The following is a 25,491-nucleotide window of genomic DNA, read 5'->3' as shown; positions in this document are numbered from 1 at the left end:
GAGCATCGCAAAGTGACCATACACACATCTGGCCGGACCTTGTCGGGCAAGGTCCGGCCGATGCTATGTGGTTGACGCGCCAAGTTGACGTATCGCCTTTGCGAAAAGGTGACTTGTTTCCGCGGCTCGGCCGGGAAGCGCGTCCGGAAGGCGCCGTGGAGGTCAGCCGAGGAGCGAGGTCAGCTCCACGTGCTCCAGGCCGTGGGCCTCGGCGACCTCGCGGTAAACGACCTTGCCGTCGTGGGTGTTGAGGCCGCGGGCGAGCGCGGGGTCGCGGCGCACGGCCTCGGCCCAGCCGCGGTTGGCCAGCTCCACGATGTACGGCAGCGTCGCGTTGGTGAGCGCGTAGGTGGAGGTGTTGGGGACCGCGCCGGGCATGTTGGCGACGCAGTAGAAGACCGACCCGTGGACCGGGAAGGTCGGCTCGGCGTGGGTGGTCGGACGGGAGTCCTCGAAGCAGCCGCCCTGGTCGATGGCGATGTCGACAAGGACACTTCCGGGCTTCATCCGGGCGACCAGCTCGTTGGTGACCAGCTTCGGGGCCTTGGCGCCCGGGATGAGGACGGCGCCGATCACGAGGTCGGCCTCCAGGCAGGCCTTCTCCAGCTCGAAGGAGTTGGAGACGACGGTCTGGATCTTCGTGCCGAAGATCTTGTCGGCTTCCTTGAGCTTGTTGATGTCCCGGTCGAGCAGGGTGACGTGGAAGCCCATGCCGATGGCGATCTGGGCCGCGTTCCAGCCGGAGACGCCGCCGCCGATGACGACCGCCTTGGCGGCCAGCACACCGGGGACCCCGCCGGGCAGGACGCCGCGACCGCCGTTGGCGCGCATCAGGTGGTAGGCGCCGACCTGGGGGGCGAGGCGGCCCGCGACCTCGGACATCGGGGCGAGCAGCGGGAGCGCCCGGCTGGGCAGCTCGACCGTCTCGTAGGCGATGGCCGTGGTGCCGGACTCCAGCAGGGCGTCCGTGCACTCCTTGGAGGCGGCCAGGTGCAGGTAGGTGAAGAGCGTCTGGTCCTTGCGGAGGCGGTGGTACTCCTCGGCGATGGGCTCCTTGACCTTCAGCAGCAGGTCGGCGGCGGCCCACACCTCGTCGGCGGTCTCCAGGATCGACGCGCCGGCGGCGACGTACTCGGCGTCCGTGATCGACGAACCGACGCCGGCGTTGCGCTCGACGACGACCTGATGACCGTGGCGCACCAGCTCGTGCACTCCGGCGGGGGTGATGGCCACCCGGAACTCGTTGTTCTTGACCTCGCGGGGGATGCCGACCTTCACGTCGATCACGGTCCTTGGCTCAGAGGGTGTGGGGGTACAGCACGCATACCCGGAGGTAGCGGACGCACCGGGATGCACCGCAGGAGAAGGTGCGGCAGAGCCAGTTTAATGAAGGTGTTCCCGCTGTCTAGCCTTTCATTGCATCAATCTTTAGGAGATGCACTACGGATTTCGCAGGTGTTCATGGCTTGTTCCGGCTCTGTGTCGGGCTCTGCGCTCGTTTCACCCTGGTCTCCCAGGATGCGCTCGGCCGCCCCGCGGTGCAGGCGGGCCGCCGCCGGGTCGCCGAGATGCTCCAGCGTGTCGGCCAGCCGCAGCTGGACGGCGGCCTCCAGCCGGGCGTCCTCGGCACGCCGCGCCCACTCCGCCGCCTCCTGGCAGGTGCGCAGCGATTCCTCGGGCCGCCCGGCGTACTCCTGCACACGGGCCAGTTCGGTCAACGCCCGTGCGGCGGAGGCGACATCGCCGTTCTTGCGGTGTCCGGCGACGGCGGCCCGCCAGCCCCGCTGGGCCTCGCCGTAGCGTCCGGCGTAGGTGTGCGCGGTGGCGATCCGGCCGTAGAGCCGGGCGGCGTCCGCGCGCTCGTCGCGGGCGAGCCGCTGGGCGAGGGCGCGTCCGAACCAGTCGGCGGCCCGCTCGTAGTCCCCCAGCTCCAGATGCGCGCCGCCTACGGATTCCATCGCGCGGCCGGTCGCGTACGGGTCGTTCGCCTCGCGTCCGGCGTCCAGCGCGGCCCGGTAGCGCACCAGGGCCTCCGCCGTACGGCCGGTCCCGGCGTCGACGTCGGCGAGGTTCAGCAGGGCGGCGGCCCGCTCGCGGGGCAGCCCGCGCCTCTCGGCGACGTCCAGCACGAGCTGGTGGACGCCGTACAGGTCGGGGGCCGCGCCGCGGGTGCCGAAGTGGGCGACCATGGCCCGCACCAGCTGGGACATCAGCCGCCGGGCCAGGGTGTCCAGCTCCCCGTCGGCGACCGCGAGGCGGGCGCAGGCCAGCAGGGCCGGGCGCTGGGCGCGCAGCCACTCGGCGGCGGCGCGCGGGGTGGGGAAGCGCAGCGCGCGGGGCATGCCCTGGAGCTTCTCGCGGGCCTGCGGGTTGTCCGTCTCGGTGATCGCCCGGCAGGACTGGAGGAGCCGTACGGTCCGCTCCAGCATGCGGGCGCGGGCCAGCTGGAGTTCGCCGGGGCGGTCGTGGGTCTCGGCGGCGGTCCGCAGCAGGGGCTGGAGGCAGCCTGGCACCTCGTACTGGGGCAGCGCCGAGGGCAGCGCGCGCAGCAGGCCGAGGGCGACGAAGTCGTCCAGGGTGGTGCGCGCGGCGCCGATCGAGCAGCCCGCCAGGGCGGAGGCGGTGTGCGGGTCGACGAGTCCGGCCGGGGCGAGGGAGAGCAGACGCAGTATCCGCGCGGCGGTGGACGGCAGCCCGTCGTGCACCAGGCGGAAGACGCGGCTGAGCGGGGTGCCCTCGTCGCCCTCGGCGTGCAGTTGCTTGGCGAGGTCGGCGACGGCGGACTTGGGGCGGGCGGCGAGCCAGCCCCCGGCGAGGATCAGCGCGGCGGGCTGGCCCTGGCAGGCCTCGACGAGGGATTCGGCGGAGCGCGGGTCGACGGTGACGCGGACCGAGCCGGTGTGCCGGGTCAGCAGCTCCAGGGCGGACTTGGTGTCGAGGCCGCCGAGGGTGCAGGGGCGGACGTCCGCGATGCCGGTGAGGGGGCCCGCGGAGACCGCGACGACCAGGCACTCCGGGGTGTCGGGCAGGAGGGCGTCGACCTGGTCGGCGCCGTGCGCGTCGTCCAGCAGGAGCAGGGCGCGCCGTTCGGACAGGGCCTCGCGCAGGGCGGCCGAGAGGTCGTCCTCGCCCGCGCCGGGCGGCACCGGCACGCCGAGCGCGGTGAGGAGGTCGCGGGCGGCGCGCTCCGCGGGGACGGGCGTGCCGTCGGGTTCGCCGAGCCGGGCGCGCAGCACGCCGTCCGGATAGCGGTCCGCGACCTGCCGTACGAGTTCCGCGGCGAGGGCGCTGCGGCCGGAGCCGGGGCGTCCGGCGATGAGGAGGACCCGGGCCCGCGGGGCTTTGCGTCCGGCGATGGTGTCGAGGCCCGCGCGTTCGATGTCGGCGCGCAGCTCCTTCAACTCCCGCGTGCGGCCCAGGAAATGACCGTCCGTCGAGGCGTGTCCTGACAGCTGCACGCCGCCTGTGTCCACTGCCTGGTCCGTCACGGGCCACACTCCCGTCCCACCGCACGCGCAAGCCCGCCGGGACTCCGGATCGGGCGATTCCCGAGCCTAGTTCACGCTCTGCGACGTTCCGGGAGGAGCAGGGCGGTGACATCGCCTGATCGGATCAACCGATCGTCATACCGACATCGGTGGAAACGGTCGGTCCCCCGGTGGGGTCCTTCCGGTGGTGTCCCTCGGCTCCGGGCCGAGGGACACCACCGGAAGGGGCAGAGATCAGGCCTCGAACGGCCGGGCGGGCCATGGCGCGTCGGCGGGCCGCAGCGCGTCGAGGCCGTCGCCCGCGCGCGCGGCGACCAGCGACATCACGGCGACGACGAGGCAGTTGTTGTGCAGGTCGCCCGCGAGGGCCCGCCGGACGAGTTCGTCGACCGGCACGCGCGCGTGCTCCATGTCGGCCTCCTCGTCCTCGACGGCGAACCGCTCGCCCTGGGCCTCGGAGAGCCCGCGGGCGAGGAAGATCCGGATCGCCTCGTCGCAGCCGCCGGGCGTGGTGTAGACGTCGGTGAGGACCCGCCAGTCCTCGGCCTTGGCGTGCACCTCCTCGTACAGCTCGCGCTGGGCGGCGTGCAGCGGGTTCTCGCCGGGCACGTCGAGCAGCCCGGCCGGGATCTCCCACAGCCGCTGCCGTACGGGGTGGCGGTACTGCTTGATCACCAGGACCCGGTCCTGGTCGTCGAGGGCGAGGACGGCGACGGAGCCGGGGTGCACCTGGTAGTCGCGGTTGGTCACGGACCCGTCGGGCATGACCACCTCGTCCGTGCGGACGGAGGTCTTGTTGCCCACGAAGGGGGTCCGGGTGGCCCGGATCTCCCACTCCTCGGCGGTGTCCTTGATCGTCATGTGCTGTCCTTCCCCACGTACCGAACCCGTGCGCGCCGCGCGCGCGAGCCACGGCACGCGCGGATGAACCCCGCGCGCGGTGCGTTCCCGCGCGCGGAAAAAGCGGCCGGGGTGCCCACCCGATTGAGGGTTTGCGCCCCGGCCACCGTACAACCGGTGTGTCACTCAGCCCGTTCGCCCGGCTCGCCGCCGTCCCGAGCCGCCAGGGTCCGCTCGACGGCCGCCTTCACCAGGCCCGCGAACAGCGGGTGCGGGCGGGTCGGGCGCGAGCGCAGCTCCGGGTGGGCCTGGGTGGCGACCAGGTAGGGGTGGACGTCGCGCGGGTACTCGACGTACTCGACGAGCTTGCCGTCCGGGGAGGTGCCGGAGAACTGGATGCCCGCCTTCTTCTCCAGCTCCGCGCGGTAGGCGTTGTTGACCTCGTAGCGGTGGCGGTGCCGCTCCTCGACGTACTCCTTGCCGTCGTAGACCTCGCGGACGAGGGAGCCCTCGGCGAGCTTCGCCGGGTACATGCCGAGCCGCATGGTGCCGCCCATGTCGCCCTCACCGGCGACGATGTCGAGCTGCTCGGCCATGGTCGAGATGACCGGGTGGGCGGTCGCGGAGTCGAACTCGGTGGAGTTGGCGTCACCGATGTCGGCCAGGTTGCGGGCCGCCTCGATGACGATGCACTGCAGGCCCAGGCAGAGGCCGAGCAGCGGGACGCGGTTCTCGCGGGCGTAGCGGATCGCGCCGACCTTGCCGAGGACACCGCGGTCGCCGAAGCCGCCGGGGATGCAGATGCCGTCCACGTCGGCGAGCTGCGCGGCGGCACCGGCCGGGGTCTTGCAGTCGTCGGAGGTGACCCACTTGATCGTGACGCGGGCCTTGTTGGCGAAGCCGCCGGCGCGCAGCGCCTCGGTCACCGACAGGTAGGCGTCGGGCAGGTCGATGTACTTGCCGACCAGGGCGAGGGTGATCTCGTGGTCGGGGTTGTGGACGCGGTCCAGCAGGTCGTCCCAGGTCGTCCAGTCCACGTCGCGGAACGGCAGGTCCAGCTTGCGGACGACGTAGGCGTCGAGGCCCTCGCCGTGCACGGTCTTCGGGATGTCGTAGATCGAGCGGGCGTCGGGGCAGGCGACGACGGCGGCCTCGTCGACGTCGCACATGAGGGAGATCTTCCGCTTGATCGCGGTGGGGACCTCGCGGTCGCAGCGCAGCACGATGGCGTCCGGCTGGATACCGATGTTGCGCAGCGCGGCGACGGAGTGCTGGGTGGGCTTGGTCTTCAGCTCGCCCGAGGGGCCGATGTAGGGCAGGAGCGAGATGTGGACGACGAAGACGTTGTCGCGACCGACCTCGTGGCGGACCTGGCGGACGGTCTCCAGGAACGGCAGCGACTCGATGTCGCCGACCGTGCCGCCGACCTCCGTGATGACCACGTCGACCTCGTCCGTGGCCATGCGGCGGATGCGGTGCTTGATCTCGTTGGTGATGTGCGGGATGACCTGCACGGTGTCGCCGAGGTACTCGCCGCGCCGCTCCTTGGCGATCACCGTCGAGTAGACCTGGCCGGTGGTGACGTTGGCGGAGCCGTCGAGGTCGCGGTCGAGGAAGCGCTCGTAGTGGCCGATGTCCAGGTCGGTCTCTGCGCCGTCGTTGGTGACGAACACCTCACCGTGCTGGAAGGGGTTCATCGTGCCGGGGTCGACGTTGAGGTACGGGTCGAGCTTCTGCATCACGACGCGCAGGCCCCGCGCCTTGAGCAGCATGCCGAGACTGGAGGCCGTGAGCCCCTTGCCGAGCGAGGAGGCGACACCCCCCGTGACGAAGATGTGCTTGGTCGTCGTGGCGTTGCTGTTGCGGAAAGCAGCGGGCGGCATGGCCAAGAGGGGGCTCCCGTGGTCGCGGTCTGGGGGTGCGGGGCGTCGCCCTGCGGGAGCCTCTGGAGGTCCCGGCCGGATTCTCACCGGCGGTTCCTGCCGGAGGTTTCCGGGGGTGCCGTCGCTGCGGTTCGGGGGATTCGGGCCCACCGGTCCACGGGCTACCAGGGTATCAGCGCCTCGGGGGGACGGCTTCCGGCCATGCTCCGCGCACGCTCCGCATGCGGGGCGCGCACGCTGCGTACGGGCGCCGTGCGCGCTCCGCTCAGGGGGCGCGCGCACTTCGCCACGGGCGCCCGGCGCGCGACGACCGGGACCTACGGCAGGACGGGCCTCGGCGACGAGGGCTTCGTGCGCCCCGCGCACCGCGCGCGCACGCTCCGCGCACGGTCCGCCACCGGCACGCACGCTCTCACCGGGTCCTCACCCGACGCTCACCCGTTCGGCCCACCCGCGTTGCCCGGAGCGGCACGCAGATCATCTACGTGCGTCGTATCCTGCTCAGACGTTCACTGCCGAGCCGGTCCGGCGAGACGGCACACCCCAGCCCGTCCGCACCGGAACAATGAGCGCTCGTCGGAACAATGAGTGTTCGCCGGTTCGTTGAGCAGAGATCGGCGAGCGGAGAACGGGTCGGCCGGCGAGCAGGGAACGCGTTTTGCCAACACGGCTGAGCGGCTGCTTTGCTTCACCGCGCTTCACCCTTCAACGAAGCAGGACAACCGTTCCTCAGCAGAACCCCTCATCACACCTCTCATCACCCAGCACCACCTCTCACCACCCCCCTTGACCGCACTAGCGACAGCCCCCTCGTGGGGTGACGTGGCCGTTCGACTGGAGTTGCACGTGGCCGGGCGCATCGAAGACTACGCACTCATCGGAGACATGCAGACCGCCGCGTTGGTCTGCCGGGACGGCACAGTCGACTGGCTGTGCCTGCCCCGTTTCGACTCCCATGCGATCTTCGCCGGGCTGCTCGGCACCGAGGAACACGGCTTCTGGCGGCTCGGCCCGGCCTACGGCTCGGACCAGCAGCCGCCGACCGCCGCCCGGCGCACCTACCGGGGCGACTCGCTCATCCTGGAATCCGAGTGGGACACCCCGCGCGGCACGGTCCGGGTGACCGACTTCATGCCCCCGCGCGACGGCGCCCCGCAGCTGATCCGCATCGTCGAGGGCGTCTCGGGCCGTGTCCCCATGCGCTCCACCCTGCGCATGCGCTTCTCCTACGGCCGGGTGGTGCCGTGGGTCCACAAGCACGAGGGCCGCACGGTCGCCGTCGCGGGCCCCGACTCGGTGTGGTTCGACACCGAGGCCGAGACCTACGGCAAGTCGCTGACCACGTACGCCGACTTCACGGTCGCGCCCGGTGACCGGATCGCGTTCACCATCTCCTGGCAGCCCTCGCACAAGGAGCCGCCCGCGCTGCCCGAGCCGGAGCAGTCGCTGGAGGCGACCGAGGAGTTCTGGCGCGAGTGGGTCGAGCACTGTACGTACCACGGCCCCTACCGCGAGGCCGTGATCCGCTCGCTGATCACGCTGAAGGCCCTGACGTACGCGCCCACCGGCGGCATCGTCGCCGCCCCCACCACCTCCCTCCCCGAGGACATCGGCGGCGTCCGCAACTGGGACTACCGCTACACCTGGCTGCGGGACGCGGCCATCACCCTGTCCTCGCTGCTGCGCACCGGCTACCGCGAGGAGGCGCGCGCCTGGCGCGAATGGCTGCTGCGGGCCGTCGCGGGCGACCCGGAGAACCTCCAGATCATGTACGGCATCGCCGGTGAGCGGGAGCTGGGCGAGGCCGAGCTGGACTGGCTGCCCGGCTACGAGAACTCCGCCCCGGTCCGGGTCGGCAACGGCGCCGCGCACCAGCTCCAGCTGGACGTCTACGGCGAGGTCACCGAGGCGCTGCACCTCGGCCACATGACCGGCCTCGCCCGTAACGACTACGCGTCGGTCCTCCAGCTGAAGCTGATCCGCTACCTGGAGGACCACTGGAACGAGCCGGACGAGGGCATCTGGGAGGTGCGCGGCCCGCGCCGCCACTTCGTGCACTCCAAGGTGATGGCCTGGGTCGCCGTCGACCGCACCATCAAGCTGATCGAGTCCGGGGACGCGGACGGCCCGCTGGAGCGCTGGCGCGAGCTGCGCGACGACATCCACCGGGACGTCTGCGAGAAGGGCTACGACAAGGAACGCAACACCTTCACGCAGTCCTACGGCTCCAAGGAGCTGGACGCGTCGCTGCTGCTCATCCCGCAGATGGGCTTCCTGCCCCCGGACGACAAGCGCGTGATCGGCACCATCGAGGCGATCCAGCGCGAGCTGTCCACCTCGGACGGCTTCATCCTGCGCTACCCCACCGAGGGCGAGAGCGAGGGCGTCGACGGCCTCCCCGGCGACGAGGGCGCCTTCTTGGCCTGCTCGTTCTGGATGGCGGACGACCTGGCGATGATCGGCCGGGTCGACGAGGCCCGCCGCCTCTTCGAGAAGCTGCTGGCGCTGCGCAACGACCTCGGTCTGCTGGCCGAGGAGTGGGACCCGCGTCTCAAGCGGCAGGTCGGCAACTTCCCGCAGGCCTTCAGCCACGTCCCCCTGATCGACACGGCCCTGCGGCTGACGGCGTCGGGGGCGTACGGGGGCTGAGCCAGGACGCGGGGGAGCCGTGGAGATGTCGTCCCACCTGCTCCCCCGGTAGCGTCCGCTGCATGGACAGCGGCACGGACCACCAGCACCGATTCGACGGCCAGGGCGCGGGCATCACCGTACGGCGGGCGCTGGACCTGCCCGGTCTGCGCAGCGGACTGCCCGAGATCCTGGCGGGCGCGGACCGGCTGGGGCGGACCGTGCGCTGGGTCCACGCGGGCGAGGTCCCCAACATCGCCTCCCTCCTCAAGGGCGGCGAACTGCTGCTGACCACGGGCTACGGCCTCGGCACCCGCCCGGCCGAGCAGCGGGCGTTCGTCCGCACCCTGGCCGAGCGGGGCATCGCGGCCTTGGTCGTCGAGCTGGGCCCGCGTTTCACCCGGCTGCCCGCCGCGCTCGTGGAGACGGCGCGGGCGAGCGGGCTGCCGCTGGTGCAGCTGCACCGCGAGGTGCCGTTCGTGACGGTCACCGAGGAGATCCACACCGAGATCGTCAACGGCCACTACGCGCTCCTCCAGCAGGCCGAGGAGGTGCACCGGCGCTGTACCGAGGCGCTGCTCGGCGGGGGCGGCGTCCCGCAGGTGCTGGGCATCCTGGCCGACTTCAGCGGCAACCCCGTCTTCCTGGAGACCACCGAGGGGCAACTGCTGTACGCGGCCGGGTCCGGGCCGGAGGGCGCCGACCCGCTCCAGGTGTGGGAGGGGCTGCGCGGCCCGCACAAGGACGCGCCGCCGCCCGCCGGTTCGGTGCTGGTGGACGTGCCCGGCGGCGGGCCCGGCACCGGCTCGGTGCGCGCCCGGCTGGCGCTGCTGCCGGTGCGCGGCCCGCTGGCGCCCGTGCACCGGATCGCCGCCGAGCGGGCGGCCGGCATCCTCGCCGTGGTCCTGATGCAGGCCCGCCAGGAGGAGGAACTGGCGGCGCGCGGGCGGGGCGACTTCCTCACCGACCTCGCGGAGGGCCGGATCGCGGCGCAGGACGCCCCGGCGCAGGCGCGGGTGCTGGGCTTCAAACCGGGCGAGAGCCCGCTGCTGCCGGTCGTGATGCGGCTGGGCGACACCCTCGCGCCGGGCGGCGGCTGGGCGGTGCTGGCGCGCGCGGTGGCGGAGGAGCTGGCCTCGGTGGGCGTCCCGGTGCTGCTGGGCGTACGGCCCGTGGAGGGCCGGGTTCCGGTGCTGCTGGGGCTGCGCTCGGAGTCGGAGCGGTCGGCGGTCGCGGACCGGGTCGCGGCCGCGCTGCGGGCCGGGGTGGAGCGGGCCGGGATCCTGCGGCCGGGCGCCCCGCCGCCGGTCGTGGTGGTCGGCGTCGCGGGCGGCTGGGCGGCGGCCTCGGCGGGCCTGCGGCACGCGGCGGAGACGGCGACGGCCGCGCAGGGCCTGTCCGACCGGCCCTGGTACGACGCGCGGCGCCTCGACATCGACCTGCTGCTGTGGCGGCTGCGCAACCATCCCGACCTGGCGGCCTTCGTGGACCGCGCGATCGGCCCGGTCCGCGACCACGACCAGCGCTCCCGTCCGCCGCTGCTGCCGACCCTGGAGACGTATCTCGCGCACGCGGGCCGCAAGGCGGAGACGGCCCGCGAACTCCACCTCAACCGGCAGACCCTCTACAACCGCCTCGCCCGCATCGGGGAGTTGCTGGGCACGGACCTCGACGACCCGCAGACGGTCCTGGCGTTGAGCCTCGCCCTGCGCGCCCGCCGCCTGGTCCCCTGACGACCCCGGACGACCCGCCGAAGCTCAACTCCCGCACGGGGTTCAGATCATGGCGAGGGGACGCGTCAACTCGTCGTAGACGCTGAGGACCTGGGCGACGGTCTCGTCCTCGCTCGGCCAGGTGGCCGCCTGCCGCAGTCCCGCCGCGCCCAGCCGTTCCCGCTCCCCGGGCGCGCCGAGCAGCCGTACGACGGCGGCGGCGAGCGCGACGGAGTCGCCCTGCGGGACCAGGACGGCGGCGTCACCGACGAGTTCGCGGACCCCCGGAGTACGGACGGCGACAAGTGGCACGCACGCGTGGAGCGCCTCCTGCGCCAGCACCGACCGCCCCTCCTCCGCGCCGGGCAGCACGGCGAGGTCGGCGGCGGCCAGCAGTTCCGCCACGTCGTCCCGCCGCCCGAGGAGCCGTACGGGCAGTTCCTCGTCCTCGATGCGGCGCTGGAGGTCGGCCCGCAGCGGCCCCTCCCCCGCGAGGGCGACCAGCGGGACGGGGTCCAGGCGGAGCAGGGCGTGGGCGGCGTCGAGCAGGACGTCGTAGCCGCGGTGCCGGTCGAGGGAGCCGACGGCCAGCAGCAACGGGCGCTCCACGACGCCGAGTTCGGCCCGCACCTTGGCCCGCGGCCGCTCCGGGTCCTCCTCGGCGCGCCGGGCCCCGGGGAGCGCGACCGCCGCGAGCCGGGCGTCACGGGCGCCGGTACGGCGCGCCCGGTCGACCAGTCCGGAGGTGGTCCCGAGGACAACGGCGGCGCCGCGCGCGACCCGCCGCTCCAGAAGCCGCAGCAGATGGGCCCGCGCGCCCTCGGCGTACGCCCGGTCGTGCCAGGTCACGACGAGCGGGGTGTCGCGTCCGCCGAGCGCGAGGACGGCGCGGAACGAGGCGTGCAGGCCGTGCGCGTGGACGAGGTCGGCGTCCGTGCAGGCGGCGCGGAGGGCGGCGACGGCACCGGGGTCGCTGCTGCGGGGCACATGGAGGTGTTCGGCCCCGGCGCCGCTGAAGTCGTAGGTGTGATCGGCCTCGATGGGGGCGCACACCGTGACCCGCACGCCCCGCGCGACGAGCCCCGCGGCCAGGGAGCGTACGTGCGTGCTGCTGGCGGCGTTGCCGCCGCCCAGCACCTGCACGGTCCGCAGCGGCGACTGGCCGTGCGGTGAGTGGCTGCTCACGTGGCCGGGGCTCCTGGTTCAGGCGGTGGACGGTCACCGGGGACGGGGTGACTCTGCCAAGGATGCCAGCACGTACGGGTGTTCCGCGCCGCCCGGCGCCCACGTGCCCGGCAACACACCCTCCCGGATCACCCACACGAGTGAAGCAACTCGGGGTTCCGTTCGAGGTGGGGATCACGGTCGGCCTTCCCGGCGGTGGCTCTTCCGGGGCGTTCGCGGAAGAGGGCGCGCGTCCGGCTCCTTCAGCCCGTCCGGCGTTTGAGGACGAGGCCCGTTCAGGGCCGAAGCGGGGGTCCGGGGGCGGCAGCCCCCAGGGACGGGACGGGAAGGGGCGGCGAGGGCGAGAACCCCCCACGGTCACCCCACACCGCCGCCCCGGCCACGGCCGCCGCGTGCACCAGCAACCCCAGCCGCCCGTTCCCGACCACCGCCGCCGCCCCCAGCAACGCGCCCATCGCATGCGCCCCCGCGTCCCCCAGCATCCCCCGCTCCCCCAGATCACCGGGAAGCACAGCCCCCGCCACCCCCGCGGCCACCGCCGCCAACTCCCCGGCGGCCCCCGCCCTCAGCACCCCCGGCGCCGTCAACGCCAGCACCGCCCCCGCCGCCCGTCCGGGACGGACGTCCACGAGGTTCACGCAGTGCGCCGCCCCCGCGATCACCACCCCCGCCAGCACCCGGTCCACGGCCCGGTCCTTGAGCAGCGCCCCGGCCGCGAGCCCGCCCAGCCCGATGCCGACGAGCTTCACCGTCCCGCTGGTCACCTCACCCCGCCGCAGCGCCCCGAGATGCGCCCGGAACCCTCGGCGCGCGTCCCCGGCGCCCACGACGTCGTCGTAGGCCCCGCAGGCGCCCGCGACGAGGACCGCTCCGGCGGCGGCCGGGGACACGCGGGAGGCGACAGCGGCTGCGGCGAGGGTGGCCGCGGGGCCGGGGCAGAGGTCGACGGTGCGTCCGGCGTAGTTGGTGCGCTGCCAGCGCTCCAGCCCGCCCGGCGCCACCGCGCGCAGACCGGCGAGGGCGGCGCGGGTGACCCCGGCCGCCGCCACGAACGCCGGACCACGCCCTCTTCGTATGATCATCGACCCACCCTAGTGGCGGGCCGGGGCGGCGCCTCTCGGCTAGCCGTCCGCGCGCGCCGCCGCGAGGAGTTCCTCCGCGTGTGCCCGTGCCGTCTCGGAGTCCTCCTGGCCGGCGAGCATGCGGGACAGTTCGCGGACGCGTTCCTCGCCCTCCAGGACCTTCACCCCGGACCGGGTGACGGAGCCGTCGTTGGTCTTCTCGACGAGGAGCTGCCGGTCGGCGAAGGCGGCCACCTGCGGGAGGTGGGTCACCACGACGACCTGCGCGGTGCGCGCGAGCCGGGCGAGGCGCCGCCCGATCTCGACGGCGGCCTTGCCGCCGACGCCCGCGTCGACCTCGTCGAAGAGGTACGTCGGGACGGGGTCGGTGCCCGCGAAGACGACCTCGACGGCGAGCATCACGCGGGACAGCTCACCGCCCGAGGCGCCCTTGGCGATGGGCCGCGGCGGGGCCCCCGGGTGCGGGGCGAGCAGCAGTTCGACCTCGTCGGCGCCGGACGGCCCGTAGGCGACCGTGCGCCCGCCGACCTCGACGCCCTCGGGGTCGTCGGTCTGGCGGAGGGCGAAGGAGACGCGCGCGTGCGGCATGGCCAGCGAGGCGAGTTCGGCGGTGACGGCGGCGGCGAACCGGTCGGCGGCCTCCGTGCGCGCGTCGGTCAGCGCCTGCGCGAGCCCGCTCAGCCCGGCGCGCAGCGCGTCCCGCTCGGCGGTCAGTTCCCCGATCCGCTCGTCGTCGCCGTCCAGGTCCGTGAGGCGGGCGGTGCTCCGCTCGGCCCAGGCCAGGACCTCGTCGATGGTGTCGCCGTACTTGCGGGTGAGCCCGGTGAGCGCGGCCCGCCGTTCCTCCACGGCCGCGAGCCGCAGCGGGTCGGCGTCCAGGTCGTCGGCGTACCCGGCGAGTTCGCCCGCGACGTCACCGAGGAGGATGCCGATCTCACCGATCCGGTCGGCGAGGGCGGAGAGCGCCGGGTCGTGCGCCCGTACGGCGTCCAGGGCGCGCTGGGCGCCCGCGACGAGGGTGGCGGCGTCGATGCCCTCGGGGTCCTCGGGGTTGCCCGCGAGCGCGGCGTGGGCGACGGTCGCGGCCGAGGAGAGCGCCTCGGCGTGCCCGAGCCGTTCGGCCTCCTCGGCCAGCTCGGTGTCCTCGCCGGGCCGGGGTTCGACGGCGGCGATCTCGTCGAGGCCGTAGCGGAGCATGTCCGCCTCCTGGGCCCGCTCGCGCGCCCGGGTGGTGATCTCGTCGAGTTCGGCGGCGACCGCCCGCAGCCGCCGGTAGGCCTCGGTGTACTTGGCGAGGGGCCCGGTGACGGCCTCGCCCGCGTACCGGTCGAGGGCCTGCCGCTGCCGGGACAGCTTGAGCAGCCCCTGCTGGTCGGTCTGCCCGTGCACGGCCACCAGCTCGTCCGCGAGGTCGGCGAGGACCCCGACGGGCACGCTGCGCCCGCCGACGTGCGCCCGCGACCGGCCCTCGGCGGACACGGTGCGGCTGATGAGCAGCGCCCCGTCGTCGAGTTCGGCCCCGGCCTCCTCGGCCCGTACAGCGACCGCGGCGCCGGGCGGGACGGTGATCCGCCCCTCCACGACCGCCTTCTCGGCGCCGATCCGCACGAGCGCCGCGTCGGCGCGCCCGCCGAGCAGCAGCCCGAGGCTGGTCACGACCATGGTCTTGCCCGCGCCCGTCTCACCCGTCACGGCGGTGAAGCCGGGCGACAGCTCGACGACCGCGTCGTCGATGACCCCGAGCGACCGTATCCGCATCTCCTCCAACACGGACACGACCTTACGAGGTCCGGGAGGGGAAGTGCGAGGCACCCTGTCACCCGCGCGGGTGGCGGGGCCCGCCGGGGGCCGCACCGGGGTCAGTGGCGGGCGCCGCGCCACCCGGAGACGGGCAGGGCGAACTTGGCGACCAGGCGGTCGGTGAAGGAGGCGTGGTGCAGGCGGGCCAGGCGGACCGGCACCGCGCCGCGCCGCACCTCGACCCGGGCGCCGGGCGGCAGTTCGAAGGTGCGGCGGCCGTCGCACCACAGGACGCCGGGCGGGATGTGGGGCAGGAGTTCGACGGCGAGCACGGAGTCCGGTGAGGTGACGAGCGGCTTCGCGAACAGCGCGTGCGCGCTGATCGGCACCATCAGCAGCGCCTCGACCTCGGGCCACACCACGGGCCCGCCCGCCGAGAAGGCGTACGCGGTGGAGCCGGTCGGGGTGGACAGGACGATGCCGTCGCAGCCGAAGCCGGTGACGGGCCGCCCGTCGATCTCCAGGACCACTTCGAGGAGCTTCTCGGCGCCGGCCTTCTGGACGGCGGCCTCGTTGAGCGCCCAGTCGGTGTGCACGATGTCGCCGTTGCGGTGCACGACGACGTCGACCGTCATGCGCTCCTCGACCTCGTACGCCTTGGTCACGACCCGGTCGACGACCTTGTCGAGGTCGTCTCGCTCGGCCTCGGCGAGGAAGCCGACGCTGCCGAGGTTGACGCCGAGCATGGGGACGCCGGAGGCGCGGGCGAACTCGGCGCCGCGCAGGAGGGTGCCGTCGCCGCCGAGGACGATCAGCAGCTCGCAGCCCTCCAGGCACTGCGGGGTGGCCTCGCAGACCAGTTCCACCTCGCTGGGCAGCGGCAGGTCGGCCGCCTCGTACTCCAGGACCCGTACGCCGATGCCCTCGCGCAGCAGCCCCTTCACCACGAGTTCCGCGCTGCGGATCGCGGCCGGGCGGCCGGTGTGGGCCAGGAGGAAAACGGTACGAGATCGGTTCTGGGTCAACGCGGCCCCTCCGCCACTGCACGCTCGACATCCGCCGGGTCCGGGGCGGGCGCCCCGGCCCGGAGCCACAGAAAGTACTCGACGTTCCCCGACGGGCCGGGCAGCGGGCTGGCGGTCACGCCGTTCACGCCGAGCCCGAGGTCCCATGCCTTGTCGGCGACGCCGCGCACGGCCTCGGCCCGCAGCGCGGGGCTGCGGACGACTCCCCCGCTGCCGAGCCGTTCCTTGCCGACCTCGAACTGCGGCTTGACCATCATGACGAGGTCCGCGCCGGGCGCGGTGCAGCGGGCCAGGGCGGGCAGCACCAGCCCCAGCGGGATGAAGGACAAGTCCCCCACGACAAGATCCACAGGCTCCCCATCGATCGCTTCGAGCGTCAACTCCCTTACGTTTGTACGGTCCTTGACGGTGACGCGTTCATCGCTGCGGAGCGACCAGGCGAGTTGGCCGTATCCGACGTCGACGGCGACGACGTGGGCGGCGCCCGCGCGCAGCAGCACGTCGGTGAAGCCTCCGGTGGAGGCGCCCGCGTCGAGCGCGCGCCGCCCCTCGACGACGAGGCCCCGCGGCCCGAACGCCTGGAGGGCGCCCGCGAGTTTGTGTCCGCCGCGCGAGACGTAGTCGGGGTCGTCGGCGTCGGTCCGGACGACGATGGCCGCCGCGGTCTCGACCTGGGTGGCGGGTTTGGCCGCCACGGTCCGGCCGACGGTGACGCGTCCGGCCGCGATCAGCTGGGCCGCGTGCTCCCGCGAGCGCGCCAGCTTGCGGCGCACCAGTTCCGCGTCCAGTCGACGGCGTGCGACTCCTGCCACGTTCGGTTCAGCTCCTACTTGGCGTACTGGTTCACAGGGGGGCGAGTGGGTTCAGGCGCCCTGGGCGGGCGTCGGTGCCGGGGGTCCCGGGCGGGTGTCGAGCGCGGTGAGCGCGTCGCGCAGGCCCCGGTGGACATCCTCGTACACCTCGACGTGTCCGTCGGCGGCGAGGTCGTCGGCGTCGGCGAGCCGGTCCAGGTGGGCGTCCACGGCGGCGTCGCCGGTCGGGGTGCGGACCACGCCGAGCGGGGCGGGGGCCGCCGGATCGTCGTCGCCGTCGCCCGCGGGCCCGGCCTGCTCGTCCTGGGGCCCGGCCGTCGCCTCCTGGGGCGGCACTGTCTCGCTCATGCCCCGACGCTACCGCGAACGGCTGGGGTACCGTCGAGCGCGATGGCCACGATCGAGGAGTGCCGCGCCGCACTGGAGAAGCTCTCGGACAGCATGCAGCGGTCCGAGGGCGACGTCCGGGAGGCGGCGGCCATGGAACGCACGGTGACCTGCCGGATCACCGACCTGGACGTCACTTTCGTGGGGCGCCTCACCGGCGGCCGGATCGAGGTGGACGACACCCTGCCCGGCCCGCCGCCGCACAAGGCGGACATCCGGCTGACCATGACCGGGGACGACCTGGTGGCGATGGTCGGCGGCGAGCTGAACTTCGCCAAGGCGTGGGGCGCGGGCCGCGTGAAGCTGGAGGCGGGCCTGCGGGACCTGTTCCGGCTGCGGAAACTGCTGTAGTCCCCCGGCTGCGCAACGCGCGCTCGCCTAGTCGCCCACGGAGTCTTTCACCGCCGTACGGGCCGCTCCCGTACGGGCTTTGCGGGCCGCCGGGACCACGAGGGGCGTGCCCGTCTCCGGGTCCTCGATGACCTGGCAGCGCAGCCCGAACACCTCCTCGACCAGCTCGGCCGTGACGACCTCGCCGGGGGCGCCCTGGGCGACGACCGAGCCGTCCTTGAGGGCGACGATGTGGGTGGCGTAGCGGGCGGCGTGGTTGAGGTCATGCAGGACGGCGACCAAGGTGCGGCCCTGCTCCTCGTGAAGGTCGGCGCAGAGGTCGAGGACGTCGATCTGGTGCTGGATGTCGAGGTAGGTGGTGGGCTCGTCGAGCAGCAGCAGCGGCGTCTGCTGGGCGAGGGCCATGGCGATCCACACGCGCTGCCGCTGGCCGCCGGACAGTTCGTCGACGTACCGGTCGGCGAGGGCGGCGACCCCGGTGTGCGCCATGGACTCCTGGACGACCCGCTCGTCCTCGGTGGACCACTGGCGCAGGATGCCCTGGTGCGGGTAGCGGCCGCGGCCGACGAGGTCGGCGACCGTGATGCCGTCGGGCGCGATCGAGGACTGCGGCAGCAGCCCCAGGGTGCGGGCGACCTTCTTGGCGGGCATCGACTGGATGACCTGCCCGTCCAGCAGCACCCGGCCCTCGGTGGGCCGCAGCATCCGCGACAGCGCCCGCAGCAGGGTCGACTTGCCGCAGGCGTTGGGGCCGACGATGACGGTGAAGGAGCGGTCGGGTATCTCCACCGACAGCTGCTCCGCGATGACCCGCTGGTCGTAGGCGAGGGTGACGTTCTCGGCGGACAGGCGGTTCACGGTGCTCCTTGGATCGATCGGCCCGTGGGGCTGGTACGGCGGGGGGCCGGCTGGGGAGGGAGGCCCGCCGGGGAGACGGGGCCCGCCGGGGAGTCGGGGGCGGCCGGGACGGCGGGGCCCGCCGGGGAGGCAGGGGCGGCCTGGGGCCGAGGGGTGCCGCCTCGGGCCCCGGCGGCGTCTCGGGGCGGGGGCGCGGCGCTCATATCCGTCCCGCCCGGCGTTCGCTGACCAGCAGCCACAGCAGGTAGACCCCGCCGACGACGCCGGTGACCACGCCGACCGGGAGCTGCCCGTCGCCGAACAGCCGCTGCGAGGCCCAGTCGGCGGTGACCAGGAGGGCGGCGCCCATGAACAGGGAGGGCAGCAGGTTCGGGCCGGGTGCGCGGGTGAGGCGGCGGGCGAGCTGGGGCGCGGTGAGGGCGACGAAGGCGACGGGTCCGGCGGCGGCCGTGGCGGAGGCGGTGAGCAGCACGGCGCAGACCATCAGCAGCAGCCGGACCCGCTCGGCGCGCACGCCGAGGGCGTTGGAGACGTCGTCGCCCATCTCCATCATCCGCAGTCCGCGCGCGTTGGCGAGGACGAGCGGGACGAGGAGCGCGCAGAGGATGAGCAGCGGCCAGACCTGCGCCCAGTCCCGGCCGTCCAGCGAGCCGGTCATCCAGACGACCGCGCGGGCGGCGTCGACGAAGTCGGCCTTGGTGATCAGGTAGCCGTTGACGGCGGTGGCGATCGCGGCGACGCCGATGCCGACCAGCACCAGCCGGTAGCCGTGCACGCCGCGCTTCCAGGCGAGGAGGTAGATGGCGGCGCCGGTGGCGAGTCCGCCGACGAGCGCGCCGAGGGCGATCTCGCGGGCGGAGCCGGAGGTCAGCACGATGACGACGAGCGCGCCCGCCGTGGCGCCCTGCCCGAGGCCGAGTACGTCGGGGCTGCCGAGGGGGTTGCGGGAGACGGCCTGGAAGACGGCGCCGCCGAGGCCGAGCGCGGCGCCGACGAGCAGGCCCACCAGGACGCGCGGCAGCCGCAGGTCGTTGACGATGAACTCCTGGCCCGCGGTGCCGTCGCCCAGGAGGGTCTTCAGGACGTCCCCGGTGGAGATCGGGAAGTCGCCGGTGCCGATCAGCACCACGCTCGCGGCGAGCGCGGCCAGCGCCAGCAAGGCCACGACCAGCACGGAGCGGGGGTCCAGCCGCAGGGAGAGCCCGCCCGGGGTGCGCACGGCCCGCGGCACCGGCCCGGACCCGGTGGCCCCCGCCCCGCGGGGCTTCACCGCCCGGGCCTTCGCGACACGGTTCTTCACAGCGGGGTCCTTCGCGGCCGGGGTCGTCTCGGCGGTGGTCTTCTCAGCTCGGGTCTTCACAGCTGGGTCGTCCTCCGCCGTCGTACGAGATAGATGAAGACCGGCCCGCCGATGAGCGCGGTGACGATGCCGACCTGGACCTCCGAGGGCCGGGCGACGACCCGGCCGATGACGTCGGAGCCCAGCAGGAGCACCGGCGACAGGATCGCCGCGTACGGCATGATCCAGCGCAGGTCGGGGCCGGTGAAGGAGCGGACGATGTGCGGGACCATCAGTCCGACGAACACGATCGGCCCGCAGGCGGCGGTCGCCGCCCCGCAGAGCACGGTCGCGGCGAGCATGGACAGCGCCCGGGTGCGGTTGAGGTGTGCGCCGAGCGCCTTCGCGGTGTCGTCGCCCATGGCCATCGCGTTGAGCGGGCGGGCGAGCGCGAAGGCGAGCAGGGTGCCCGCGAGCAGGAAGGGCAGGACCTGCCAGATCGTCTCGTCGGTGGCCGAGGAGAGCGAGCCGACGGTCCAGAACCGCATCTTGGCGAGGGCCGCCTTGTCCATGATCATCACGGCCTGGACGTAGCCGAAGAGGGCGGCGCTGAGCGCGGTACCGGCCAGCGCGAGCCGTACAGGGGTGGCGCCCCGGCTGCCGCCCAGGAACCAGACCAGCGCGCCGACCGCCGCCGCGCCGAGGAACGCGAACCAGACGTAGCCGCTGAGGCTGGTCACGCCGACGTAGGTGATGGCGGTGACGACGGCGGCGGAGGCCCCGGCGTTGATGCCGAGGAGTCCGGGGTCGGCGAGCGGGTTGCGGGTGAGGGCCTGGAGGACGGCGCCGGAGAGCCCCAGCGCGGCGCCGACGAGCACGCCGAGCACGGTGCGTGCCAGCCGGTCGCCGACGACGACGTCGGCGTAGGTGCCGGTGTCGTGGAACAGGCCGTGCCAGACCTGCCCGAGGGACAGCTCCTTGGCGCCGATGGCGATACTCGCGACCGCCACCAGCGCCAGCAGGGCGAGCGCGGCGAGCAGCCCGGCGGAGCGGACCGTCCGGCGGCCGCGGGGCGCGGGGGCGGCTTCCGCGCGCTGTTCGGGAACACTGTCGACCAACACGCGGGTTAGGTTAGCCTACCCTCGTCAATCAGCCGTTTCCTGGTCGGTGGGGCGGCGGGGCGGGGTCGGTGGGGCTCACAGGCCCAGCCGGGCCAGCGCCTTCCCCCCGTCGAGCGTGCAGGAGCCGTCGCCCGCCGCCGTCCAGGCCGCCGCGCACAGCGCGCGCAGCCCGTCGAGCGCGTCCCCGCCGCCGCCGCGCTCTCCTTCGCCGCTCTCTCCTTCACCGTCGAGGTGGAGGCGTTCGGCGTCCGCGCGCGCGGTCCAGCCGCCGCACCGGAAGCCGTCGCCGTCGGCCACCACCTCGGGCTGCCCGGTGAGCAGTCCGCGCAGATCGCGGTCGACGTACGTGGGCCGGTGCCGCGGCGGAGCGGCGAGGAGCTGCGGTCCGTCGGTGACGCCGGTGAGCACGAGCAGGGAGTCCACCTCGCCGTTGAACGCGCCCTCGATGTCGGTGTCGAGGCGGTCCCCGACGACCAGCGGCCGTTCGGCGCCGGTCCGCAGGATCGTCTCCTTGTGCATCGGCGGCAGCGGCTTGCCCGCGACCTGCGGTTCGGCGCCGGTCGCGATCCGGACGACCTGCACCGCCGCGCCGTTGCCGGGCGCGATGCCCCGGCCGCTCGGAATGGTCAGGTCCGTGTTGGAGGCGAACCAGGGCACACCGCGCGCGATCGCGTACGACGCCTCGGCGAACCGCCCCCACGGCAGGTCCGGGCCGCCGTACCCCTGCACCACGGCGACGGGGTCGTCGTCGGCCGACTCCACGGGCGTGAGCCCGCGCTCGCGCAGCGCGACCCGCAGCCCCTCCCCGCCGATCACCAGGACGCGGGACCCGGACGGCACCTGCTCGCTGATCAGCCGGGCGACGGCCTGCGCCGAGGTGATGACGTCCTCGGCGCCGGTGGGGATGCCCAGCTCGGTGAGGTGTCCGGCGACCGCGTCGGGCGTGCGCAGCGCGTTGTTGGTGACGTAGGCGAGGCGCATCCCGTCACGGGCGGCGGCGAGCGATTCGACGGCGTGCGCGATGGCGTTGCCGCCCGCGTACACCACCCCGTCGAGGTCGAGCAGCGCCGTGTCGTACGCCTCGTTCAGGGCGCGCGCGCTGCCCCCGGGACTCGTCCTGACGCCGTGGCTCATTCCGCATCGCTCCTCGTTCGCTGGCCTTCCCCCGATCATCCCGTATGCCACTGACATCGTCCGACACACGTACGATGCCGGGATGAACTCAGCAGGTCACTCGGAAGCAACGGCGCCCCGAGGCCTGGAACTCACCCCGTTCCGAGGCCTGCGCTACGACCCCGACCGGGTCGGCAGCATCGCCGCCGTCACCTCCCCGCCGTACGACGTCGTGGTCCGCCCCGACGGCCTGCACCACCTCCAGGACGCCGACCCGCACAACATCGTGCGGCTGATCCTGCCCCAGGCCACCACACCGGCCGCGCGCAACGAACAAGCCGCGGACACCCTGCGGAGCTGGCTCGCCGAGGGCGTCCTCGCGGCCGACCCCGAGCCCGCGCTGTACGTGTACGAGCAGCGTCACGCGGACGGCATGCTCCAGCGCGGACTCATCGGGACGCTGCGCGTGTCGGAGCCGTCGGCCGGGGTGGTGCTCCCCCACGAGGACGTCATGCCGCACGTCGTCGCCGACCGGGCGGCCCTCATGCGCGCGACGCACGCCAACCTGGAGCCCCTGCTGCTGACGTACCGCGGCGACGGCACGGCGGCCGAGGTCGTCGAACGGGCCGCCGAGGGGGCTCCGCTGCTGTCGACGACCACGGAGGACGGCTTCGGCCACCGCCTGTGGGCGGTCACGGACCCGGACGAGGTCGCGCGCGTGCAGCACGATCTGGCCGGGCACCAGGCCCTGATCGCCGACGGGCACCACCGCTGGGCGACGTATCTGCGTCTCCGCGCGGAACACGCCTCGCCCAGCCCCTGGGACCGCGGGCTGGTCCTGCTGGTGGACACGGCCCGCTATCCGCTGCGCGTGCGCGCCATCCACCGTCTTCTGCACGACCTTCCGGTGGCGCGGGCACTGGCGGCGGTCGAGGGCCTGTTCCGCGTACGGCGGCTTGCGGTGCCGCTGCCGGAGGCGCTGGACGCGCTGGCCGGGGCGGCGGCCGAGGGCAACGCCTTCCTGCTGGCGGGCGACGGCGACGGCTTCCATCTGCTGGACCGCCCGGACCCGGCGCTGCTGGAGCGGACGGTGCCCGCCGACCGCCCGGAGGCCTGGCGCACCCTGGACGCGACGGTCCTGCACGCGGCTCTGCTCGCCCATGTGTGGCGCGTCCCGGAGGACGACCCTGCCCGCATCGGCTACATCCACGACACGGCGGCCACCGTGGAGAAGGCCCGCCAGGAGGGCGGTACGGCGGTCCTGATGCACCCGGTGCGCGAGGAGGTCGTCCGCGATCTGGCCCGCCAGGGCGTCACGATGCCCCGCAAGTCGACGTCGTTCGGCCCGAAACCGGCGTCGGGCCTGGTGCTGCGCGCGTTGGACGTCTGAACCGGGGCACACGCGCGTCACACGTAAGGAGGGCGGGCCCGGTGCGACACCGGACCCGCCCTCCTTCACGTCACTTCAGCTCACTGCCTCAGCTCACTTCGACCGGTCGCCGTCCTCGGCGTCGGCCTGGCTGTCGGCCTCGTCCTCGTCGTCGACCTGGGCGTCAGCCTCGACCGCTGCCTCAACCCCTGTCTCGACCTCCGCCTCGGCTTCTGTGTCGTCGTCGGCCTCGTCGTCGGTGACGGCCTGCTCGGTGACCTGCTCGGCGGCGGGCTCCGCGGTAGCCGCCGGGGCCTCCGTCCGGTCCTCGGTGGCGTCGTGCTCGTCGAGGGCGTCGACGAACTCGACACCGTCCAGCTCGGCGAGCCGGTCGGAGGCGTCGGTGCTGCTGTCGCGGTCGGCCTCGACGGCCTTCGCGAACCATTCCCGCGCTTCGCCGTCGCGGCCGGCCGCGAGCAGCGCGTCCGCGTAGGCGTAGCGCAGGCGCGCGGTCCAGGGCTGGACGGAGCTGGAGGCCAGCTCGGAGCTCTGGAGGGTCACGATGGCCGCGTCGAGCTGGTCCATGTCGCGCCGGGCCCCGGCCGCGACGAGCCGCATCTCGACCTGACCGGCCTTGTCGAGCTTGTGCACCTCGGGCGCCCCGGCCATGTCGAGCGCCTTCTCGGGACGCCCGAGCCCGCGCTCGCAGTCGGCCATGACGGGCCACAGGTCCACGGAACCGGTCATCCGCCGCGCGGCCCGGAACTCGGCCAGCGCCTCGCTGTACTTCTGGTTGGCGTACGCCGCGAATCCGGCGGCCTCCCGTACGGCGGCCACGCGCGACGCGAGCCGCAGCGCCACCCGGGAGTACCCGTAGGCGCCCTCGGGGTCCTCGTCGATGAGCCGCGCGACCATCACGAGGTTGCGGGCGACGTCGTCGGCGAGCGTCTTGGGCAGGCTCAGGAGCTCCTGCCGTACGTCCTTGTCGATCTCCTCGCCGGTGACGTCCTCGGGGATCGGCAGCCGCTTGATGGGCTCGCGATCGCGGTCCCGGTCCCGGTCGTCGCGGAACCGCCCGCCGCCACCGCGCCGGTCGTCACGGCCGCCGCGGTCGTCACGGCCCCGGAAGCCGCCGCCACCGGGACGCCCACCACGGTCGTCCCGCCCACGGAAGCCGCCACGGTCATCGCGCCCGCGGTACCCGCCGCGGTCGCCACCGCGCTCTCCACCCCGGCCGCTGTCGCGGTTGTCATCACGGCGGAAGCCGCCGCGATCGCCCCGGTCGTCGGAGCGACGGTCGTCACGGCGGTCGTCACGCCGGTCGTCGCGGCGGAAGGGAGGACGGTCGCCGCGGTCGTCACGGCGGAACGCGGGGCGGTCACCCCGGTCGTCACGGCGGAAGGGGGGACGGTCTCCGCCCCCACCGCGGTTGTCGTCGCGGCGGAACGGGGGACGCTCGCCGCCACCGCCGCGGTTGTCGTCGCGGCGGAAGGCGGGGCGGTCCCCGCGGTCGTCGCGGCGGGGGCCGCGGTCGTCACGCTGGAAGGAGGGACGCGGTCCCCGGTCGTCGGGGCGACGGTCGTCACGGCGGGGCCCGCCGCCGTATCCACCGCGATCACGGTCACGGTCGCGGTCGCCGAAGCCACCACGCCGGTCATCACGTCGGTCATCGCGCCGGTCGTCGCGGCGGAAGGGGGGACGCTCGCCGCCTCCACCGCGGTTGTCGTCGCGGCGGAAGGCGAGGCGGTCCCCGCGGTCGTCGCGGCGGGGGCCGCGGTCGTCACGCTGGAAGGAGGGACGCGGTCCCCGGTCGTCGGGGCGACGGTCGTCACGGCGAGGACCACCGCCGTATCCACCACGATCACGGTCGCGGTCGCCGAAGCCACCACGCCGGTCGTCACGGCGGTCATCACGGCGGAAGGAGGGACGGTCTCCGCTGCCGCCACGGTTGTCGTCGCGGCGGAAGCCACCACGGTCGCCGCGGTCACCCCGGTCGTCGGGCCGGCGGTCGTCGCGTCGGCCGTAGCCGCCGCCACCGCCGCTCCCGCTGCCACCACGGTTGTCGTCCCGGCGACTGCCGTAGCCGCCGCGGTCGTTGTCACGACGGAAGCCGCCCCGGTCGCCCTGCGGACGACGGTCCCCACTGTCCCGTCGCCGCTGGTCGCGCTCCGGTCGATCGTCGGGAGAGTTGGTGGACATGGGTGACTCCTGTCTTAGGTACCGCAAAACATTGTCGCGCAGCCGAGTACCCGGCGCGCTACGGAAAAACAAAAAGGACCCCTGGTCCCCAGCTGAACGCTGGGACCAGGGGTCCTTTCCAAAGATTGTTCGGCGGCGTCCTACTCTCCCACAGGGTCCCCCCTGCAGTACCATCGGCGCTGTAAGGCTTAGCTTCCGGGTTCGAAATGTAACCGGGCGTTTCCCTCACGCTATAACCACCGAAACCCTAATGGTTTCGAGCGAACAAGCACACTTTTTACTTGTTGTTCAGCTCAAACCGGCAACGGTCGTTGCCTCAGAACTAACACAGTGGACGCGAGCAACTGAGGACAAGCCCTCGGCCTATTAGTACCGGTCACCTCCACACGTTACCGTGCTTCCAGATCCGGCCTATCAAC

Annotated in this window: 19 protein-coding genes and 2 rRNA genes; 4 read left to right on the top strand and 17 right to left on the bottom strand. The window is 73.7% G+C overall.

Features of this window, described 5'->3' with window-relative positions; genetic code table 11:
- Nucleotides 1-162: 162 nt before the first annotated feature.
- The 4 genes from ald to ACIQPQ_RS17035 all read right to left on the bottom strand — a co-directional run bounded on the left by ald (nucleotide 163) and on the right by ACIQPQ_RS17035 (nucleotide 6,211).
- Entirely contained in the window at nucleotides 163-1,287 is a 1,125-nt protein-coding gene (gene ald, locus ACIQPQ_RS17050; RefSeq protein ID WP_401304614.1) for an alanine dehydrogenase, read from the bottom strand.
- A gap of 134 nt (nucleotides 1,288-1,421) precedes the next feature.
- Complete coding sequence (locus ACIQPQ_RS17045; RefSeq protein WP_401304611.1) at nucleotides 1,422-3,488, bottom strand: tetratricopeptide repeat protein; 2,067 nt, start codon at nucleotides 3,486-3,488, stop codon at nucleotides 1,422-1,424.
- Between the two features lie 234 nt (nucleotides 3,489-3,722).
- A complete protein-coding gene (locus ACIQPQ_RS17040) occupies nucleotides 3,723-4,349 on the bottom strand; it encodes an NUDIX domain-containing protein (RefSeq protein ID WP_401304608.1) in 627 nt (208 codons plus the stop codon).
- A 161-nt stretch (nucleotides 4,350-4,510) separates the two neighbouring features.
- A complete protein-coding gene (locus ACIQPQ_RS17035; RefSeq protein WP_401304605.1) occupies nucleotides 4,511-6,211 on the bottom strand; it encodes a CTP synthase in 1,701 nt (566 codons plus the stop codon).
- Between the two features lie 846 nt (nucleotides 6,212-7,057).
- Here ACIQPQ_RS17035 and ACIQPQ_RS17030 point away from each other — a divergent pair.
- Complete coding sequence (locus tag ACIQPQ_RS17030) at nucleotides 7,058-8,860, top strand: glycoside hydrolase family 15 protein (RefSeq protein ID WP_401305220.1); 1,803 nt, start codon at nucleotides 7,058-7,060, stop codon at nucleotides 8,858-8,860.
- A gap of 62 nt (nucleotides 8,861-8,922) precedes the next feature.
- Complete coding sequence (locus ACIQPQ_RS17025) at nucleotides 8,923-10,572, top strand: PucR family transcriptional regulator (protein WP_401304602.1); 1,650 nt, start codon at nucleotides 8,923-8,925, stop codon at nucleotides 10,570-10,572.
- A gap of 42 nt (nucleotides 10,573-10,614) precedes the next feature.
- Here the strand turns inward: ACIQPQ_RS17025 and ACIQPQ_RS17020 are convergent, their stop codons facing one another.
- The 6 genes from ACIQPQ_RS17020 to ACIQPQ_RS16995 all read right to left on the bottom strand — a co-directional run bounded on the left by ACIQPQ_RS17020 (nucleotide 10,615) and on the right by ACIQPQ_RS16995 (nucleotide 16,743).
- Nucleotides 10,615-11,736, bottom strand: coding sequence for a glycosyltransferase family 4 protein (locus ACIQPQ_RS17020; RefSeq protein WP_401304599.1), 1,122 nt, complete (start codon nucleotides 11,734-11,736; stop codon nucleotides 10,615-10,617).
- A 275-nt stretch (nucleotides 11,737-12,011) separates the two neighbouring features.
- Entirely contained in the window at nucleotides 12,012-12,818 is an 807-nt protein-coding gene (locus ACIQPQ_RS17015; protein WP_401304596.1) for a hypothetical protein, read from the bottom strand.
- A 39-nt stretch (nucleotides 12,819-12,857) separates the two neighbouring features.
- On the bottom strand, nucleotides 12,858-14,576 hold the full coding sequence (gene recN / locus ACIQPQ_RS17010; protein WP_401305218.1) for a DNA repair protein RecN: 1,719 nt from the start codon (nucleotides 14,574-14,576) through the stop codon (nucleotides 12,858-12,860).
- 101 nt (nucleotides 14,577-14,677) lie between these two features.
- A complete protein-coding gene (locus tag ACIQPQ_RS17005; RefSeq protein ID WP_383774720.1) occupies nucleotides 14,678-15,583 on the bottom strand; it encodes an NAD kinase in 906 nt (301 codons plus the stop codon).
- Nucleotides 15,580-16,395 carry a TlyA family RNA methyltransferase gene (locus ACIQPQ_RS17000; RefSeq protein ID WP_401304593.1) on the bottom strand — a complete coding sequence of 272 codons (816 nt, stop codon included), beginning with the start codon at nucleotides 16,393-16,395 and terminating at the stop codon, nucleotides 15,580-15,582. Before ACIQPQ_RS17000 ends, ACIQPQ_RS17005 begins: the two co-directional genes overlap by 4 nt.
- A 51-nt stretch (nucleotides 16,396-16,446) precedes the next feature.
- Nucleotides 16,447-16,743, bottom strand: coding sequence for a hypothetical protein (locus tag ACIQPQ_RS16995; protein WP_401304591.1), 297 nt, complete (start codon nucleotides 16,741-16,743; stop codon nucleotides 16,447-16,449).
- A gap of 42 nt (nucleotides 16,744-16,785) precedes the next feature.
- On the opposite strand from ACIQPQ_RS16995, the gene ACIQPQ_RS16990 reads away from it, so the two are divergent.
- Nucleotides 16,786-17,133 (top strand): SCP2 sterol-binding domain-containing protein, encoded by a 348-nt coding sequence (locus ACIQPQ_RS16990; RefSeq protein WP_401304588.1) that lies wholly within the window; start codon nucleotides 16,786-16,788, stop codon nucleotides 17,131-17,133.
- A 27-nt stretch (nucleotides 17,134-17,160) separates the two neighbouring features.
- Here the strand turns inward: ACIQPQ_RS16990 and ACIQPQ_RS16985 are convergent, their stop codons facing one another.
- The 4 genes from ACIQPQ_RS16985 to ACIQPQ_RS16970 all read right to left on the bottom strand — a co-directional run bounded on the left by ACIQPQ_RS16985 (nucleotide 17,161) and on the right by ACIQPQ_RS16970 (nucleotide 21,525).
- Nucleotides 17,161-18,009 (bottom strand): ABC transporter ATP-binding protein, encoded by an 849-nt coding sequence (locus tag ACIQPQ_RS16985; RefSeq protein WP_401305216.1) that lies wholly within the window; start codon nucleotides 18,007-18,009, stop codon nucleotides 17,161-17,163.
- A 181-nt stretch (nucleotides 18,010-18,190) separates the two neighbouring features.
- Complete coding sequence (locus tag ACIQPQ_RS16980; protein WP_401305214.1) at nucleotides 18,191-19,261, bottom strand: FecCD family ABC transporter permease; 1,071 nt, start codon at nucleotides 19,259-19,261, stop codon at nucleotides 18,191-18,193.
- A gap of 86 nt (nucleotides 19,262-19,347) precedes the next feature.
- The gene (locus ACIQPQ_RS16975; protein ID WP_401304585.1) at nucleotides 19,348-20,391 is read right to left on the bottom strand and encodes a FecCD family ABC transporter permease; all 1,044 of its coding nucleotides are present in this window, start codon (nucleotides 20,389-20,391) and stop codon (nucleotides 19,348-19,350) included.
- Nucleotides 20,392-20,466: 75 nt separating this feature from the next.
- The gene (locus ACIQPQ_RS16970; protein WP_401304582.1) at nucleotides 20,467-21,525 is read right to left on the bottom strand and encodes an HAD hydrolase-like protein; all 1,059 of its coding nucleotides are present in this window, start codon (nucleotides 21,523-21,525) and stop codon (nucleotides 20,467-20,469) included.
- An 82-nt stretch (nucleotides 21,526-21,607) separates the two neighbouring features.
- On the opposite strand from ACIQPQ_RS16970, the gene ACIQPQ_RS16965 reads away from it, so the two are divergent.
- Nucleotides 21,608-22,894, top strand: coding sequence for a DUF1015 domain-containing protein (locus ACIQPQ_RS16965; protein ID WP_401304579.1), 1,287 nt, complete (start codon nucleotides 21,608-21,610; stop codon nucleotides 22,892-22,894).
- Nucleotides 22,895-22,987: 93 nt separating this feature from the next.
- On the opposite strand, the gene ACIQPQ_RS16960 is transcribed toward ACIQPQ_RS16965, so the two are convergent.
- From ACIQPQ_RS16960 to ACIQPQ_RS16950, 3 genes are all read right to left on the bottom strand, one after another.
- On the bottom strand, nucleotides 22,988-23,896 hold the full coding sequence (locus tag ACIQPQ_RS16960; RefSeq protein ID WP_401305212.1) for a hypothetical protein: 909 nt from the start codon (nucleotides 23,894-23,896) through the stop codon (nucleotides 22,988-22,990).
- 1,303 nt (nucleotides 23,897-25,199) lie between these two features.
- A 5S ribosomal RNA gene (gene rrf / locus ACIQPQ_RS16955) occupies nucleotides 25,200-25,316 on the bottom strand.
- Nucleotides 25,317-25,418: 102 nt separating this feature from the next.
- Nucleotides 25,419-25,491: ribosomal RNA gene (locus ACIQPQ_RS16950) — 23S ribosomal RNA — on the bottom strand; the annotation flags it as partial.

Source organism: Streptomyces sp. NPDC091281, from assembly GCF_044757425.1.
Classification (GTDB): domain Bacteria; phylum Actinomycetota; class Actinomycetes; order Streptomycetales; family Streptomycetaceae; genus Streptomyces.
This window is presented reverse-complemented; position numbering and strand designations above follow the sequence as displayed.

What these genes read in the sequence shown, in the direction of transcription:
- ACIQPQ_RS17040 (WP_401304608.1), bottom strand. Translation starts at nt 4,349, where the DNA reads ATGACGATCAAGGACACCGCCGAGGAGTGGGAGATCCGGGCCACCCGG.
- recN (WP_401305218.1), bottom strand. Translation starts at nt 14,576, where the DNA reads ATGCGGATACGGTCGCTCGGGGTCATCGACGACGCGGTCGTCGAGCTG.
- ACIQPQ_RS17015 (WP_401304596.1), bottom strand. Translation starts at nt 12,818, where the DNA reads ATGATCATACGAAGAGGGCGTGGTCCGGCGTTCGTGGCGGCGGCCGGG.
- ACIQPQ_RS17025 (WP_401304602.1), top strand. Translation starts at nt 8,923, where the DNA reads ATGGACAGCGGCACGGACCACCAGCACCGATTCGACGGCCAGGGCGCG.
- ACIQPQ_RS16990 (WP_401304588.1), top strand. Translation starts at nt 16,786, where the DNA reads ATGGCCACGATCGAGGAGTGCCGCGCCGCACTGGAGAAGCTCTCGGAC.
- ACIQPQ_RS16965 (WP_401304579.1), top strand. Translation starts at nt 21,608, where the DNA reads ATGAACTCAGCAGGTCACTCGGAAGCAACGGCGCCCCGAGGCCTGGAA.
- ACIQPQ_RS17035 (WP_401304605.1), bottom strand. Translation starts at nt 6,211, where the DNA reads ATGCCGCCCGCTGCTTTCCGCAACAGCAACGCCACGACGACCAAGCAC.
- ACIQPQ_RS16970 (WP_401304582.1), bottom strand. Translation starts at nt 21,525, where the DNA reads ATGAGCCACGGCGTCAGGACGAGTCCCGGGGGCAGCGCGCGCGCCCTG.
- ACIQPQ_RS16995 (WP_401304591.1), bottom strand. Translation starts at nt 16,743, where the DNA reads ATGAGCGAGACAGTGCCGCCCCAGGAGGCGACGGCCGGGCCCCAGGAC.